A 15,988-nucleotide genomic window follows, 5' to 3' on the forward strand; every position below is an offset into this window, starting at 1 on the left:
CTCTTAAAGTATGTTGTAACTAAGTCAGATCAAAAAAAAGCGCGAGCCAGGCCCGCGCAAGGATAATCAACATTTACTTACTTTTTATTAGAATTCCGTCCGTAGATAGCCCAGGTGATCACCACACAGGCGATATAAAACACCAGGAACACTTTCATTGCGCCCGCCGGGGAACCGGTGAGCGCCAGCGAGGTGCCGAAGGCTTTCGGGATAAAGAAGCCGCCAATCGCCCCAATAGCTGAAATAAAGCCCAGTGCAGCAGCGGTTTCGGTTGCCGCCTCACGCAGCGCCGTGGCTTCACTGCCGCCAGCGTTTTTCACCCGTTCCAGCGTCATCTTGCGGAAATTGACTGAAATCATCTGGAAGGTAGAGCCACTGCCCAGCCCGGCCGTCAGGAACAGCATCAGGAAGACGCCAAAGAAGGCGGTAAAATTCCCGCCCACGCCATTGGTTGGCAGCGTCAGGAACAGTAAGGCACTAAAAATAGCCATCAGGATGAAGTTCACCAGGGTAACACGCGTCCCCCCCAGGCGGTCCGACAGCGCCCCACCCGCAGAACGGGCGAGCGCGCCGATGAGTGGGCCAAAAAAGGCGTAATGCATGATGACCACGTCCGGAAATTGGGTCTTCGACAGCATGGCGAAACCGGCAGAGAAGCCGATAAACGAACCAAAGGTTGCCAGATAGAGAAAGCTCATGATCCACATATGCTTACGCTTTAACACCGGCAACTGCGCTTTCAGTGACGCTTTCGAGGCGGTCAGTTCGTTCATGCCAAACCAGGCGGCGAGAGTAAAGACGGCCAGCAACGGCACCCATACCCATGCGGCATTCGCCAGGAAGATCATACTGCCATCAGGCTGCGCCACACCCGTTGCGCCAAACACAGCAAACATCGAAAACGAAATAGCCAGCGGTGCCAGAAGCTGCATCACGCTCACACCCAGGTTACCGAAACCGCCGTTAATCCCCAGCGCGCTCCCCTGCTTCTCTTTTGGAAAGAAAAAGCTGATGTTCGCCATACTGGAGGCAAAGTTCGCTCCGGCAAAACCACACAACAGCGCAATGATGATGAACGTGCTAAATGGGGTGGAGGTATCTTCAACCGCCAGGCCCAGCCAGACGCAAGGAATGATCAGAATGCCGGTACTGAACGCGGTCCAGCGGCGGCCACCGAATACCGGGACCATAAAAGAGTACGGTACGCGCAGCAGTGCGCCCGACACGGACGGTAAAGCAGTCAGCATAAAGAGTTGATCAGTCGAAAATTGAAAGCCAACTTTATTCAGGTTTACGGCAACGGCGCTAAACAACATCCACACACAGAACGCCAGCAACAGACACGGAACCGAAATCCACAGGTTACGGCTGGCGATGCCGTGCCCCTGTCGTTGCCAGAAAAGCGGATCGTCCGGACGCCAGTCGCTAATAATTCGGCCTGACGCCCTTTGGGGGGTAGAAGAGTGACTCATAGACACCTCTGGTTATTGATTTGACGAGGCCACATTAGTTTTTACAGCGCAAGGTAAGTTGATATAAATCAAAGGAAAAGTGTGCGTAACGACGAGCAAAAAATAGCCATGCTCATTAGTGAGTAGATCGTTTTTCTTAAAAAAGTGTGGTTTTTCACAACCCTGTCGCCCGATGAAAAAGACCCACTCCTTTTATGGATACCGGCAACGATAAAGGAGTACTTCTTTGTAGGTATGGGTATACCTCAGGGTATGGCGGACAATATCGACCACTCTTTATTTCCGTGCGCCGGAGCCTTGCCCTCTATGCTTAAACGCCTCTTTACACCGCTCTCCCTGGTTAACCAGGTCGCGCTGACCATGCTGCTGTCGACGGTTATCGGTGTGGCGGGTATGGCGGTTTCCGGCTGGCTGGTGCTTGGCGTTCAGGGCAGTGCCCACGCCATCAACAAAGCGGGCTCGCTGCGTATGCAAAGTTATCGGTTGCTGGCAAGCGTGCCACTGCGCCCGGCAGACGACGTATTACTCAAAGAGATGGAGCAAACGGCGTTCAGTTCTGAACTGGCCGATGTCGCCGAACGTGACGGGCAGCAAGAGCAGTTAGAGGCGCTGCAACATTTCTGGCGCAATGAGGTCGCGCCAGCCCTTAAGCAGGCCCAGGAGCCTCAGGCTGTCACCGATAAAATAGCCACCTACGTAAATCGAATCGACACGCTGGTTACCGCCTTCGATCACAGCACCGAACAGCGCATGGCGCGCGTGGTGATCCTGCATCGGGTGATGGCCATCTTGCTGGGCTTACTGCTGCTCTTTACCGTTGTCTGGCTTCGCGCCCGCCTGCTCCAGCCGTGGGAACAGTTACTGAAAATGGCCCAGGCGGTCAGCCAGCGTAACTTTACCCGGCGGGCACAAATCAGCGGACGCAATGAGATGGCGACCCTCGGTACCGCCCTGAATAATATGTCGGAAGAGCTGGCGGAAAGTTATGCCGTCCTTGAACAGCGCGTTCAGGAAAAAACCGCCGGACTTGAACAAAAAAACCAGATTCTCTCTTTCCTGTGGCAGGCCAACCATCGTCTGCATTCGCGTATTCCTTTGTGCGAACGTTTGTCACCGGTGCTTCACGGGCTGCAAAACCTGACGCTGCTGCATGATATTGAGCTGCGCGTTTACGACATGGAAGATGAGAAAAACCACCAAGAATTCACCTGCCATTCGGATATTACCTGTGATGATCGGGGGTGCCATTTATGTCCGCGCGGCATCCTGCCTGCTCCCGCTGGCGGCAGTTCCACCCTGAAATGGCGTCTGGCGGACAACCATACACAATATGGTTTGCTACTCGCGCAGCTCCCCCACGGCAGGCATCTTAGCCACGATCAGCAACAACTGGTGGATACGCTTGTCGAGCAGTTAACCGCGACGCTGGCGCTGGACCGTCATCAGGAACATCTGCAGCAGATGATGGTGATGGAAGAGCGTGCCACCATCGCCCGGGAACTGCATGACTCCATCGCCCAGTCTCTCTCCTGTATGAAGATGCAGGTCAGTTGTTTGCAGATGCAGGGCGGCGACCTGCCTGAGAGTAGCCAGCAGTTGCTGGGGCAAATACGAAACGAGCTCAATACCTCATGGGCGCAGTTGCGTGAGCTGTTGACGACATTCCGCTTACAATTAACAGAGCCTGGACTGCGCCCGGCCCTGGAGTCCAGTTGTCAGGAATACAGCGCGCGCTTCGGTTTTCAGGTCAGGCTGGATTACCAGCTCCCCGCGCGTCTCGTGCCCTCACATCAGGCAATCCATTTATTGCAGATTGCCCGCGAAGCCTTAAGCAATTCGCTGAAACATTCCGGCGCGACTGAGGTTATCGTCTCGGTCGTCCAGCAGGAAAAACGGGTAATATTGCAAGTTCGCGACAACGGCTGTGGCGTGCCGGAAAACGCAGCGCGAACAAACCATTATGGCTTGATTATCATGCGCGACCGTGCGCAAAGTTTACGTGGCGATTGCCAGGTTCGACGGCGTGAGTCCGGCGGTACCGATGTGACCGTGACGTTTATTCCCGAAAATCTTCTCTCATCAGTGCAAGGAGATAACTATGACTAACCAGGAACCGGCTACCATTTTGCTCATCGATGATCACCCGATGTTGCGTACCGGCGTCAAGCAACTTATCAGCATGTCGCCTGAAATCACCGTCGTCGGCGAGGCCAGCAATGGCGAACAAGGCATCGAACTGGCAGAGGATCTGGACCCGGACCTGATTCTGTTAGATCTGAATATGCCGGGGATGAACGGCCTTGAAACGCTCGATAAACTGCGTGAAAAAACGCTGTCGGGTCGCGTGGTGGTCTTTAGCGTATCGAATCACGAAGAGGATGTTGTCACTGCCCTTAAACGCGGCGCCGATGGCTATCTGCTTAAAGATATGGAGCCAGAAGATTTACTCAAAGCCCTCCAGCAGGCCGCAGCGGGTGAGATGGTTCTGAGCGATGCGCTAACCCCCGTGCTGGCTGCCAGCCTGCGCGCCAACCGTGCAACCTCGGATCGCGATATCAGCCAGTTAACGCCGCGCGAACGCGACATTCTTAAGCTTATCGCGCAGGGTCTGCCGAATAAGATGATTGCCCGTCGCCTCGACATCACCGAGAGTACGGTAAAAGTGCACGTGAAACATATGCTGAAAAAAATGCGCCTGAAATCCCGCGTGGAAGCAGCGGTCTGGGTTCATCAGGAACGCATTTTCTAATTGTCAGGCGCCATCAGCTCCCAGCGCGGCGTCGCGTCAGAGGTGTCAACCAGCGGTGGCGTCAGCGTCAGCACAATCTCATTGGATGAGACGCGCTGACCTTTTTCATCTTCGGCAATCACCGCCAGATGCCACTCGTTGGTCGCCCCTTCACTGTTATCCCACTTCGGCATAATGATCGACCAGCCTTCCGTACTGCTGGGGTGAGCAGGCGGCGTCAGGCTAAGCTGCTGGGTATCACCCTGCCAGCGTAACTCGCGTATCCCGTGCGTGCTGCGGATATCCAGTTTAAGTGCCACCGTTTCGCCAGGCTGTAAATCCCAGGGCGGTGTGGCGAGAAATACTGAGAGTGTCTTGCGCTGGCGATATTCGTATACCGGCACCGTATCGCGCACCGGATTATCGTAACGGCTGCCGCGCAAAGAGGCCTCCTCTCCCAGTTGGCTGGCGGAAAGCTGTTTCCAGAGAGGAACACCAAACCGATAATTCAGTTTCAGGCCTAAATCGTTCTGACTTTCGCCGTTCTCTCCCTGTTTATGGTGCGCCGAGAGCGTTACCAGCGGTACGGGGGTGTAATCCAGCCCCACTTTTACCGCCAGCGGATTACGATACCCTGTCCCGGAGTCGAATAAATCCACGCTCTCACCAAAGTATTGTTCCAGACTGACGCTGGTATCGAGTTGCTGCCAGAAAGGTAAACGCGCCTGAGCGGTAATGTCATAGCCGCGCGCCATGCGCTGCTGGAGCGTTGCCGAACGATACGTCCAGTCGGTGAGCGGTTGATAGTAATTGGCGGAAAAACGCAGCGACTGTCCCCACACCTCAGCCCCCAGTCCGGTACGGGCCAGGTTTTCATCGAGCAGGTTGTCGTAGAAGGTGTTATACCCCAGCAGCCAGTCACCGGAAATCCAGCGCTGCCCGATACCCACGTTACCGACCAGCCCCTCATCCTGCTGGGTCAGACCAAGCTGGCTCCAACTGAGATAGCGGGACGTATCCTGCAAAGGGACAAACCAGTCGCCGTGGCTGCCGTTAAAGCCCCCTTTGTCATCAACTTTGACATCGATGGTCGCTTTGCCCCAGGGCGACAGCCAGGACTCTACCTGCTGGTTTACCTCATCGCTCACCACATCGCGCAACTGACCAAAGGCGAACTGGCGCGCCTGTGCTCCGGCATCCAGCCCGTTGTCTGTCATGCTGGCTTCACCAAAGGCTTTCGCCATTTCGGCCAGATGTTTTTCACTGCTGCCTTTGTCGGGCGTCATTCCGAGATCGGGCAGAGAATCACCATCATTATCAAACGGATGTTGAGCCTGCTGAACATACCAGGATTGCGGGGCGGTCTGTACGCCACTGACCGCGCTTCCCGCCAGCGGCAAGAATAAAAGCAGTATTGGGGAAGAGGAAAACCAGTGCATCACGTTTGTAGGGGGTCGCTCCGGGCTGGAAATGATCGCCAGTCGTTCAGGTTAGCGGCTTTGCCCGACAATTTCAGCTTTTGCGCAAATTTCAGGAAAATCCTTAATCCTTCCCGTTTCGCCAGACTACAGTTAACTGAATGCTGATAACTGAGAAAAACCGAATGACTCAGACACTACGATGGGCCATGTGCAGTTCCATTTTGTTGTATGCCGTGTCGGCCAGCGCCACCGACATTTTCCAACTGCAATCCCCTGCTTTTGGCGATAACGCGCTGATGGAGAAAAGATTCGCGGGCAACGCCACCAGCAATCCTAACTGCACGGGAGAGAATATTTCCCCGGCACTGGTGTGGAACAATCCGCCTGCAAAAACGCAAAGTTTCGCCCTGGTCGTACATGACCCTGAAGGGGCGATGGGCCTTGGCGTTACCCATCTGGTAGCCTACAACATTCCCCCTTCCGGCACCGGTTTTGCCGAAAATGATCTGCGTGACGGCAAAGGCTATACCGGCGGTAAAAATACCCCCGGCACCGTGCAGTGGTATGGTCCTTGCCCTCCACCGGGTAGCGGCGCACACCACTACACCTTTACCCTGATTGCCACCAGCATCGCCCCGGATCTCCCCAAAGGATTAACCCGGGACGAGCTGTTTGCCAAACTCAAAGGCCACACCCTGGGCGCGGCAGGTTTAATTGGCCGCTTCGGACAGTAGCGCTTTTAATTCCGGCAGACAGGAGCCACAGTTTGTGCCGCAGCGAAGGACATTCCCCAGCGCTGCGGTGCTGTCGCACCCTGTGGCAATCGCGGCGCGAATCGCGTTTTCCCCCACGCTGTAACAGCTACAGACCGTGCGCCCCGGCACGGGTAAGCTGGACGGTGACTGCCCGGCTAACAGGCTATGCCGCGCCTGCGCCGTTGCCGGCGCGGTGATAAATGCCTGCACAATGACATCATGTGCAATAACCGGAAGCCGCGTATCACTCCACCACCCCAGCATCAATTGCCCGTGATGCCAGGCCAGCAGATTTTTCACCGTACCGGCACGAAGAGTCTGTATCTGCCAATCTTGCGTCTGACACCATGCCGTCAGCCATGCCGACGCATCGCCATTGCCCGCCAGGGTGAAATGCAAGGCGCTATCCGTCGCTTTGCGCACCCAGTAGAGATTGGCGGGGAGCGGCGGCATTTCACGCGCATAGAATTCGCCCTGCCAGTCTGGCTGCCAGGCGGCGATGCGCACCGCCGTTTGTTTGCTCTCCGGCTGCCCGGAATGCGGGTCGCACACCGGAGCCACCAGTGCGTTAACCTTCCCCTGACGCGCAAAGGCGTGGTTCCAGTGCATCGGCGTAAACAGTTCACCTTCCCGCTGACCGTGCTGAATACGCGCTCGAGCCACCATAACGCCGCGAGGAGAGCTTATATGTGCGAGGTCTCCCTCACTGAGTGCAAAACGGGCAGCATCCGCCGGGGAAATATCCACCACGGGTTCGGCAATGTGCTGCATCAACCGCGCAACGGTGCCAGTGCGGGTCATCGTATGCCACTGATCGCGGATCCGCCCGGTGTTAAGTAAAAGTGGATAGCGCGCCGTCGGTTGCGCCACTGCGCGTGCGGGCGATACAGGTACGGTGCGTAAACGCCCGGAAGGCCGCCAGCCGCGTTGTAATGCCGCCGGGGTAACGCTCCACTGGTAGGGTTCCAGCCTATCCCACTGTTCGCGCGTTAACCCGGCCAGTTCACTGATATCAAACGCCCGCGTACCGTTGTTTTCGAAGCCGGAGAGCGCCGCATGTTCAGAAAACACCTCATGAGGATGCTGCCAGGCAAACGCAGAGCCAAAGCCGAGGTGCTGCGCGACCTGTGAGATTATCCACCAGTCAGCTTTTGCCTCACCCGGCGGGGGTAAAAAGGGCCGCTGGCGTGAGATGCGTCGTTCGGAATTGGTCACTGTGCCATTTTTCTCCCCCCAGGCCAGCGCCGGAAAACGGATATGAGCGTAGCGGCTGGTGTCAGTCTGCGCCACCACCTCAGAGACAATCACCAGCGGACAGGCCGCCAGTGCGTGGCACACCGCATGGCTGTCCGGCAGCGAAACCGCCGGATTGGTGCCCATTATCCACACCGCTTTCACCTCGCCACGCCCGATGGCCTCAAACAGATCCACTGCCATCAGTCCCGGCGTTTGCGCCAGCCGCTCCGTCCCCCAGAAACGTGCCAGCCGGGCAAGGTCCGCCGCTTCAAAATTCATGTGTGCCGCCAGTTGTGTCGCCAGACCGCCCACTTCGCGCCCGCCCATGGCATTCGGTTGTCCGGTCAGCGAAAACGGGCCGCATCCCGGACGGGCAAATTTGCCGCTGGCCAGATGCACATTCATGATGGCATTACACTTATCGCTGCCGCTCGATGACTGGTTAATTCCCATGGTGAACAGCGTCATCGCCCGTGGCGCGGTAATAAACCAGTCATAAAACATTGTGACAACGTCACGCGACAAATTACAGAATGACGCGACCACCTCTGGTGTCCACGTACGCGCGGCAGCCAGTGCGGCCTCGCCCTCATCAAAATCGACAAGCGTTTGATTTTCCTTCGCAATCATATTCAGCAGGCCGACAAACAGCCCGGCGTCGCTCCCTGGCGCTAGCGGCAGATGGAGGTCGGCAATATCACAGGTGGCGGTGACGCGCGGGTCAACGACCACCACTTTTAGCGCCGGGTTATCATGCTTTGCCTGCACAATGCGCTGGTAGAGCACCGGATGGGTCCAGGCGGCATTCGACCCCACCAGCACCAGCAGATCGCTCTTTTCGATATCGTCATAGCTGCACGGCACAACATCTGCACCAAAGGCCCGCTTGTAGCCTGTAACGGCAGATGACATGCACAACCGTGAATTGGTGTCGATATTTGCCGCGCCGATAAAACCTTTCATCAGCTTGTTGGCGGCATAGTAATCTTCGGTGAGCAACTGCCCGGAGGCATAAAACGCCACCGCCTGCGGACCAAATTCGCTGATGATGGCGTTCAGGCGTTCTCCGGCGGCATCCAGCGCCGCCTGCCAGCTTACCGTCTGCTCATCCACCTGCGGAGCCAGAAGCCGCCCCGCTAACCCGGTGGTTTCCCCCAGCGCCGCCCCTTTCACGCACAGCCGACCGGCGTTTGCCGGGTGCGCGCGGTCACCCGCCACGCTCACCCCATCGTCAGTAATGGTCGCAACCACGCCGCAGCCCACACCGCAATACGGGCAGGTGGTGCGGGTACTCATGATGCCTCCGCGCGCATTAACAGGACCTGGTTGCCGACCCACACTTTGCCACCTTCAATTTTGACCGGCCAGGCGCGGACCGCCGGTTCACCACTTTCCGCATAGCAGCCGTCACGCAGACGAATACGCTGCTTGTAGAGCGGCGAAATCACCAGCGGTTCACCGTTCGTGTCGCCTAAGATCCCGCGCGACAGAACCTGGGCGTGGCTACCCGGTTCGTGGTTATCGAGCGCATAGATGGTTTCGCCAAAGCGGAACAGCGCAATTTGCCGCTCGCCCAGTCGTGCGCCAATCCCCGCCTGTTCAGGTATCGCGGCGATGTCGCAGATAACCTGCCATGGCCGCCACGGCAGTTGCCCTTCTGACTGTTCTGGTGCCGCCGCCAGTTGCGGCTGGTCACGGACAACCTCGCGGTGAACGGTTTCGTCCGGCACGTCGCTGTTAACAAACGAGCGGAACAGCGCCAGACGGTCAGGATCGTTAAGCGTGGTCTGCCACTCGCACTGATAGCTGTCCACTACCCGCGCCATCTCTTCTTCCAGCTCAGTGGCAATCTCAAGGCTGTCGTTCAGGATAACATCGCGCAAATAGTCGATGCCGCCCTCCAGGTTATCCAGCCAGGTGCTGGTGCGTTGCAGGCGGTCAGCCGTGCGGATGTAAAACATCAGAAAACGGTCAACGGTGCGGATTAGCGTGGCCTCATCCAAATCGCTGGCAAACAGATCCGCATGACGTGGCTTCATGCCGCCGTTACCGCACACATAGAGATTCCAGCCTTTCTCCGTGGCGATCACCCCCACATCTTTCCCCTGCGCTTCCGCACACTCGCGGGTACAGCCGGACACCGCCATTTTTATCTTATGCGGCGCACGCAGCCCTTTGTATCGATGCTCCAGGGTGACCGCCAGCCCGGTGGAGTCCTGCACACCATAGCGGCACCAGGTCGAACCAACGCAGGATTTCACCGTGCGCAATGACTTGCCGTAGGCGTGCCCGGTTTCAAACCCGGCATCGACCAGCTCCTGCCAGATGGCCGGAAGCTGCTCCAGACGGGCGCCAAAGAGATCGATACGCTGGCCGCCGGTGACTTTGCTATAAAGCTGATAGCGTTTGGCGATCTGCCCGATGGCAATCAGACCATCCGGCGTGACCTCTCCGGCAGGCATCCGCGGCACAATGGAATAGGTCCCGTCTTTCTGGATGTTGGCGAAATAACGGTCATTGGTATCCTGCAGCGGCAGGTGCACCGGTTTGAGCAGATACTCATTCCAGCAGGAGGCCAGAATCGACCCGACCAGCGGCTTACACACCTCGCAGCCCTGCCCGTGACCATAACGGCTGATTAACTGTGCGAAAGTACGGATATGGTTGACGCGCACCAGATGGTGGATCTCCTGGCGCGAGTACGGGAAGTGTTCGCAGATGTCTTTTTTCACTTCCACGCCCTGCGACGCCAGTTGGTGTTCCATGACCTGTTTGACCAGCGCGCTGCAACCGCCGCAACCGGTGGCCGCTTTGGTACAACTTTTGATGGCTCCCATGTCGCTGGCGCCCGCGCTGACCGCATGGCAAATATCGCCTTTGCTGACGTTATGACAGGAGCAAATCTGCGCGCTGTCCGGCAAGGCCGCCACGCCGAGCGCTTTTGGCGCACTACCAGCAAGCGCAGGCAGGATCAGGCTTTCCGGTTGTGCTGGCAGCGCCAGCCCGTTGAGCATGGTTTGCAGCAGCGTCGCATAGTCGCTGGCTTCCCCCACCAGTACGCCACCGAGCAGTTGTTTGCCATCTTCACTGACCACGATTTTTTTATAGATTTGCGCCGGGCCGTCGGTCCACTGATAACTCAGGCTGCCGGGTGTGCGCCCGTGGGCATCGCCGAACGACGCCACATCAACGCCAAGCAATTTCAGCTTTGTGCTCATATCCGCACCGGTAAACGCCGCCGCTTCGCCGCTGAGATGAGCCGCCACTACACGCGCCATCTGATATCCTGGCGCCACCAGACCATAGACTTTGCCCTCCCACACCGCACATTCGCCAATGGCGAAGATGTTTTCATCCGAGGTCTGGCACTGTTCATTAATGGTGATCCCGCCGCGTTCCCCCAGGTCCAACGCCCCGCTGCGGGCAAGCGCATCCTGTGGGCGAATGCCGGCGGAGAACACCACCATGTCGGTCGTCAGGCTCTCACCATCGGCAAAGTTGAGGGTGAGCGTGTCGCCATTCGCCACGATTTCCCGGGTCGCCTTGCTGGTATGAACCTGCACCCCCAGCGCGGTAATTTTCTTGCGCAGCATAGCGCCGCCCTGTTCATCCAACTGAACGGCCATCAGCGCCGGGGCGAACTCCACCACGTGGGTTTCCAGCCCCAGTTGTTTTAACGCATTCGCCGCTTCCAGCCCCAGCAGCCCGCCGCCAATCACGACGCCACGGGTGGCGTTTTTCGCACGCGCGGCAATCTCATCCAGGTCATCCAGGGTGCGATAGACAAAACAGCCACGGGCATCATGCCCCGGAACCGGCGGCACAAACGGGTATGAACCGGTCGCCAGCACCAGTTTATCCCAGCGCGTTTCATGCCCCTGGCCATCCCGCACCACCTGTAACGCGCGGTCGATATCGGTAATGGTCTGGTTGAGACGCAGCTCAATGCCGTGCTGGTCGAAAAAATCCCCCTCGACCATGGAGAGCGACTGCGCGCTGCGTCCGGCAAAGTACTCGGATAAATGCACGCGATCGTAGGCGGCATAACGCTCCGCGCCGAATACCACAATGTGATAGGCCTGATGCAAGTTGCGGCTCACGCACTGTTCTAAAAAATGGTGGCCGACCATACCGTGTCCAACCACAACCAGAGTAGGTTTTGTCATCTTTGGGATCCCGGCAGCCGCTGGCTGCGCTGTAAAGCTGTCAAAAAGCCAGCCCGCCTGCGGCGGTTCCGGCGTATTTAATCGTTCGGTGAGTGCAGCCGCACTGGCACAATCACCCAGCAGCAGTACGCCGCACAGTCTGTTTTCCCGCACCAGCAGGCGACGGTAATGGCCGCTGAGGGGATCGAGGCTGGTCCAGATGTCATCGCCATCACGCGCCTGCACGTCCCCGGCACTGAACAGGTCGATGCCGGTCACTTTCAGTCGCAGCCCGCCCGCCTGCCAGTGAAAGTCTGCCTCAGGCGTGCCGAGCAGACGCGCAGCGAGAATCTCCGCCTGCTGCAAACAAGGGGCCACCAGCCCCCAGGTTTGTCCGGCAATTTCACAGCATTCACCGAGGGCGCTCACCCCGGCGACCGCACTGCGCAACTGCCCGTCTACCACGATGCCACGGGCACAGGGAATACCACTGGCCTGGGCAAGGGTTATCGCCGGGCGCACGCCGGTGGTCATTACCACGCGGCCTGCCGACAAAACGCGGCCGTTGGTCAGCGTGACGCTATCGGGTGTAATACAGCGGATGCTGGCAGAGAGTTCGCAGTCAATGCCGCGCTCACGCAGATACGCTGCCAGCAGCCCCCCGGCCTGTGCGTCAAGCTGCTGCTCCATAAGCCATTCGCCGCGGTTCACCAACGTGACGTTGTCACCGTGACGGCGCAGCGCCGCAGCCGCTTCAACCCCCAGTACGCCACCGCCGAGGACAACCACCGGCCCACTGCCTGCCAGAATGGCCTGCACATCGCTGATACGGCGAAAGCCATGGACATGCGGTAAGTCGTGGCCCGGTACGGGCGGGGTAAAGGGCGTCGATCCGGTGGCAAATACCAGTTCATCCCAGGTCAACTCGCGTTGGGTGGTAATGACCCGACGCGCCGACACATCAACCTGGGTGACCGTCTCCCCCGTCAGTACTCTGATGCCGCGCGCTTTGTACCACTGCGCGTCATGCAGGACGGTGTCGCTGAACGCTTTTTCTGCACCCAGCACCGGTGATAACTGGATGCGGTTATAGGCATGGCCCGGCTCGTCGCCAATCATCGTGATGGCATAGCGGTCGGCAGCCGATTCGCTGAGTTTTTCGACAAGGCGGGTGGCCGCCATGCCGTTGCCAATGATTAACAGTCGCAGGGTCATCTCACTCACCTCAGGCCGCTTTCGGCTGTTTTTCATAGAGGAAATGGAGGATCTGCTGGCGCAGGTGGTGATAACGGCTGTCATCAGCCAGTTGCACCCGGTTACGCGGACGCGGCAGATTGACGTCAAGGATTTCACCGACGGTTGCCGCCGGGCCGTTGGTCATCATCAGTACCCGGTCAGAAAGCAGCACCGCCTCGTCCACATCATGGGTGATCAGCACGATGGTGGTGTTCAGCGACTGCTGGATCTGCATGACCGCATCCTGCAGGTGGGCGCGGGTTAACGCATCGAGCGCGCCAAAAGGTTCATCCATCAGCAGCACTTTGGGTTTCATGGCAAGAGCACGGGCAATGCCGACACGTTGCTTCATCCCGCCTGAGATCTCCCCCGGACGTTTGTGCAGCGCGTGGCCCATTTGTACCCGCTCCAGATTGTGCTCAATCCACTCGCGGCGCTCCGCTTTGTGCATGGTGCGACGGAACACCTGATCCACCGCCAGCGCCACGTTGTCAAAACAGGTCAGCCACGGCAATAAAGAGTGGTTCTGGAACACGACCGCGCGCTCGGGGCCAGGCCCCGCTATCTCCCGGTTATCGCACAGCAAACCGCCTTCGGTTGGGAGCGTGATACCGGCAATCAAATTCAGTAAAGTCGATTTTCCACAGCCCGAATGACCAATCAGGCTGACCGTTTCCCCTTCATGAATATCGAATGAGACATTTTGCAACGCCACAAACTCACCGCCCGCGGTCGAAAAGCGCTGGCTCACCGCCTGCACCTGGATAATCGGTTTTTTGCTCATCTTATTTCTCCTGCCAGCTAAAGCGACGTGCCACCAGCATCAGCCCCTGCTCCAGCAGCAGACCGACCACACCGATGATGACAATGGCGATTAAAATGTTTTCCACATTGAGGTTGTTCCATTCGTTCCAGATCCAAAAACCGATCCCCAGGCCGCCGGTGAGCATTTCCGCGGCGACAATCACCAGCCAGGCGATGCCGATCGACAAGCGGACGCCGGTGAGCACGGCGGGCAACACCGCCGGGAACAAAATGCGGCGCATGACCGTCCATTCGGACAACTGCAGAACGCGGGCCACGTTGAGGTAATCTTGCGGAATGCGGCGCACCCCTTCGGCGGTATTAATCACCATCGGCCAGATAGAACAGATGAAAATGGTCCAGCTTGATGCCGGTTCCGCTTTCTGGAAAAGCAGCAGGCCAATCGGTAACCATGCCAGTGGGCTGACCGGGCGCAGCAGTGCAATCAGCGGGTTGAACATCCGCGCCAGAAAGATAAAGCGGCCAATCATAAAACCCAGCGGGATCCCCACCAGCGCCGCCAGACCAAAACCGATGGCGACGCGCTGCAATGAAGCCAGTACGTTCCAGCCGATCCCCATGTCATTCGGCCCATCCCGATAGAACGGGTCGGCAAATAGCGTCATTGCCGAATCCAGCGTGCTGAGCGGGGTGGGAAAGCCTTTGCTGTTGATTGCCGCCAGTTCCCAGGCGATAAGCAACAGCCCAAGTCCCAGCAGCGCGGGAACAACACGTTCGGCTACCGCGCGAGTTTTACGCGACAAGGCCGGCTTACGGGTGCGGACTTTTACCGGAGGCAGCGTAATCACTTCGCCAGCTATGGACGGCGGCGTAACGCGCTGTGTGTTCTGTTGATGTTTCATATCAGGCCCCTGTTCGTTGAATGTCGAAGCGTCTGGCGTATTGCTCCGGGTCGGTACCGTCCCAGCGCGTGCCATCCATCAGTGCGCTGGTTCGCATGGTCTGCGCAGGCGGCGTAATGCCCCCGATAGCCGTGGCGGCATCTTTCCAGATATCGATACGGTTAATGCGCCCGGCGATGGCGGCATAATCCGGTTCGCTTTTCAGCAGCCCCCAGCGGCGGAACTGGGTTAAAAACCACATGCCGTCGGAGTGCCATGGGTAGCTCACCTGGCCGTCATTGAAAAAGCGGATAGCGTGCGCGTCCTGCCAGCGCTTGCCCGCACCGTTGTCGTATTCACCGAGCATGCGCCCGGTCAGATACTGCTCTTTGGTGTTAAGCCACGCCCGACGCGCGAGGATGCGGGCGGTTTCCCGGCGGTTATCATCGGAAGCATCAATCCAGCGGGATGCCTCCATCACCGCACAGACCAGCGCACGGGCGGTGTGTGGGTTTTGTTCGACCCAGGCGCTGCGCGTGCCGAGAATTTTTTCCGGATGATCCGGCCACACGGACTGGCTGGTCGCAGCGGTAAATCCGATGCGGTCATTAATGGCGCGGGCGTTCCACGGTTCACCCACGCAAAAACCAACCATGTTGCCGATCCGCATGTTCATCACCATTTGCGGCGGCGGCACGACCACCGTGCGAATGTCGGTAAAGGGGTTGATGCCCGCGCTCGCCAGCCAGTAATAGAGCCACATGGCGTGAGTGCCGGTCGGGAAGGTATGGGCAAAGGTGTATGTTCCGGGGGCGCTCTGCCCAATCAGTTTTTTCAGGCTCTCGCCATCGGTGACGCCTTTATCCAGCAGGTCGCTGGAAAGGGTTATCCCCTGACCGTTCTGGTTAAGGGTCATCAGGTTGGCCATCGACTGGGTTTTCCCGGCGATCCCGAGTTCCAGCCCGTACAGCAAGCCATAAAGCACGTGCGCGGCGTCCAGTTCGCCGGAGACCAGTTTGTCGCGCACCGCCGCCCAACTGGCCTCTTTGGTTGGCACCAGGGTGATGCCGTACTTTTTATCGAACCCTTTCAGGGCAGCAATGACCAGCGGCGCGCAATCGGTCAGCGGAATAAACCCGACACGAACAGTAGTCAGTTCCGGTTTGTCGGAACCTGCCGCCCACGCGGACTGCATCAGGCCGGGCATCAGCATCGCACCGCCCAGTGCTGCTCCTGCCTGTAGAAAACGCCTGCGCGTTAGTGAAACCGATGAATCGCCCATACCCACTCCCGAAGCAAAAAAAAAGCGCCCGTCGATGCTTTCGCACCAATGGACGCCTTTATCCGTA

At 58.1% G+C, this 15,988-nt stretch carries 10 protein-coding genes; 3 read left to right on the forward strand and 7 right to left on the reverse strand.

All coding sequences use genetic code 11. The annotated features are described in order from the left end of the window. Positions 1–77: 77 nt before the first annotated feature. Entirely contained in the window at positions 78–1,472 is a 1,395-nt protein-coding gene (locus ABIB59_RS17030) for a NarK family nitrate/nitrite MFS transporter (RefSeq protein WP_039079178.1), read from the reverse strand. Positions 1,473–1,778: 306 nt separating this feature from the next. Here ABIB59_RS17030 and narX point away from each other — a divergent pair, with 306 nt between their 5' ends. Continuing rightward, positions 1,779–3,578 (forward strand): nitrate/nitrite two-component system sensor histidine kinase NarX, encoded by a 1,800-nt coding sequence (gene narX / locus ABIB59_RS17035; protein WP_039079430.1) that lies wholly within the window; start codon positions 1,779–1,781, stop codon positions 3,576–3,578. Beyond that, positions 3,571–4,221 carry a two-component system response regulator NarL gene (narL, locus tag ABIB59_RS17040; protein WP_039079179.1) on the forward strand — a complete coding sequence of 217 codons (651 nt, stop codon included), beginning with the start codon at positions 3,571–3,573 and terminating at the stop codon, positions 4,219–4,221. The genes narX and narL overlap by 8 nt, the downstream gene beginning before the upstream one ends. Here narL and ABIB59_RS17045 read toward each other — a convergent pair. Next, complete coding sequence (locus ABIB59_RS17045; RefSeq protein WP_169039437.1) at positions 4,218–5,639, reverse strand: YchO/YchP family invasin; 1,422 nt, start codon at positions 5,637–5,639, stop codon at positions 4,218–4,220. The two genes, narL and ABIB59_RS17045, sit on opposite strands and share 4 nt — an antisense overlap. Positions 5,640–5,803: 164 nt before the next feature. Here ABIB59_RS17045 and ABIB59_RS17050 point away from each other — a divergent pair, with 164 nt between their 5' ends. After that, positions 5,804–6,355: a YbhB/YbcL family Raf kinase inhibitor-like protein gene (locus ABIB59_RS17050; protein ID WP_354036265.1), complete on the forward strand. Its 552-nt coding sequence runs from the start codon at positions 5,804–5,806 to the stop codon at positions 6,353–6,355. On the opposite strand, the gene ABIB59_RS17055 is transcribed toward ABIB59_RS17050, so the two are convergent. From ABIB59_RS17055 to ABIB59_RS17075, 5 genes are read right to left on the reverse strand one after another with little or no spacing between them, the layout of a single operon-like run. After that, on the reverse strand, positions 6,332–8,908 hold the full coding sequence (locus ABIB59_RS17055; protein WP_502910517.1) for a nitrate reductase: 2,577 nt from the start codon (positions 8,906–8,908) through the stop codon (positions 6,332–6,334). The genes ABIB59_RS17050 and ABIB59_RS17055 overlap by 24 nt on opposite strands. Next, complete coding sequence (nirB, locus tag ABIB59_RS17060; RefSeq protein ID WP_354036266.1) at positions 8,905–12,972, reverse strand: nitrite reductase large subunit NirB; 4,068 nt, start codon at positions 12,970–12,972, stop codon at positions 8,905–8,907. The genes ABIB59_RS17055 and nirB overlap by 4 nt, the downstream gene beginning before the upstream one ends. Positions 12,973–12,982: 10 nt before the next feature. After that, a complete protein-coding gene (locus ABIB59_RS17065; protein ID WP_039079182.1) occupies positions 12,983–13,777 on the reverse strand; it encodes an ABC transporter ATP-binding protein in 795 nt (264 codons plus the stop codon). A gap of 1 nt (position 13,778) precedes the next feature. Then, entirely contained in the window at positions 13,779–14,660 is an 882-nt protein-coding gene (ntrB, locus tag ABIB59_RS17070; RefSeq protein WP_107224666.1) for a nitrate ABC transporter permease, read from the reverse strand. A 1-nt stretch (position 14,661) separates the two neighbouring features. Then, on the reverse strand, positions 14,662–15,921 hold the full coding sequence (locus ABIB59_RS17075; protein ID WP_354036277.1) for a CmpA/NrtA family ABC transporter substrate-binding protein: 1,260 nt from the start codon (positions 15,919–15,921) through the stop codon (positions 14,662–14,664). Positions 15,922–15,988: the final 67 nt, after the last annotated feature.

The organism is Citrobacter sp. UYEF32, from assembly GCF_040546205.1.
GTDB lineage: Bacteria > Pseudomonadota > Gammaproteobacteria > Enterobacterales > Enterobacteriaceae > Phytobacter > Phytobacter diazotrophicus.

Bases quoted from the DNA above. Each gene is read 5' to 3' on its own strand.
- narX (WP_039079430.1), top strand. From the start codon at position 1,779: ATGCTTAAACGCCTCTTTACACCGCTCTCCCTGGTTAACCAGGTCGCG.
- ABIB59_RS17045 (WP_169039437.1), bottom strand. From the start codon at position 5,639: ATGCACTGGTTTTCCTCTTCCCCAATACTGCTTTTATTCTTGCCGCTG.
- ntrB (WP_107224666.1), bottom strand. From the start codon at position 14,660: ATGAAACATCAACAGAACACACAGCGCGTTACGCCGCCGTCCATAGCT.
- ABIB59_RS17075 (WP_354036277.1), bottom strand. From the start codon at position 15,921: ATGGGCGATTCATCGGTTTCACTAACGCGCAGGCGTTTTCTACAGGCA.
- ABIB59_RS17065 (WP_039079182.1), bottom strand. From the start codon at position 13,777: ATGAGCAAAAAACCGATTATCCAGGTGCAGGCGGTGAGCCAGCGCTTT.
- narL (WP_039079179.1), top strand. From the start codon at position 3,571: ATGACTAACCAGGAACCGGCTACCATTTTGCTCATCGATGATCACCCG.
- ABIB59_RS17030 (WP_039079178.1), bottom strand. From the start codon at position 1,472: ATGAGTCACTCTTCTACCCCCCAAAGGGCGTCAGGCCGAATTATTAGC.
- ABIB59_RS17050 (WP_354036265.1), top strand. From the start codon at position 5,804: ATGACTCAGACACTACGATGGGCCATGTGCAGTTCCATTTTGTTGTAT.
- nirB (WP_354036266.1), bottom strand. From the start codon at position 12,972: ATGACCCTGCGACTGTTAATCATTGGCAACGGCATGGCGGCCACCCGC.
- ABIB59_RS17055 (WP_502910517.1), bottom strand. From the start codon at position 8,908: ATGAGTACCCGCACCACCTGCCCGTATTGCGGTGTGGGCTGCGGCGTG.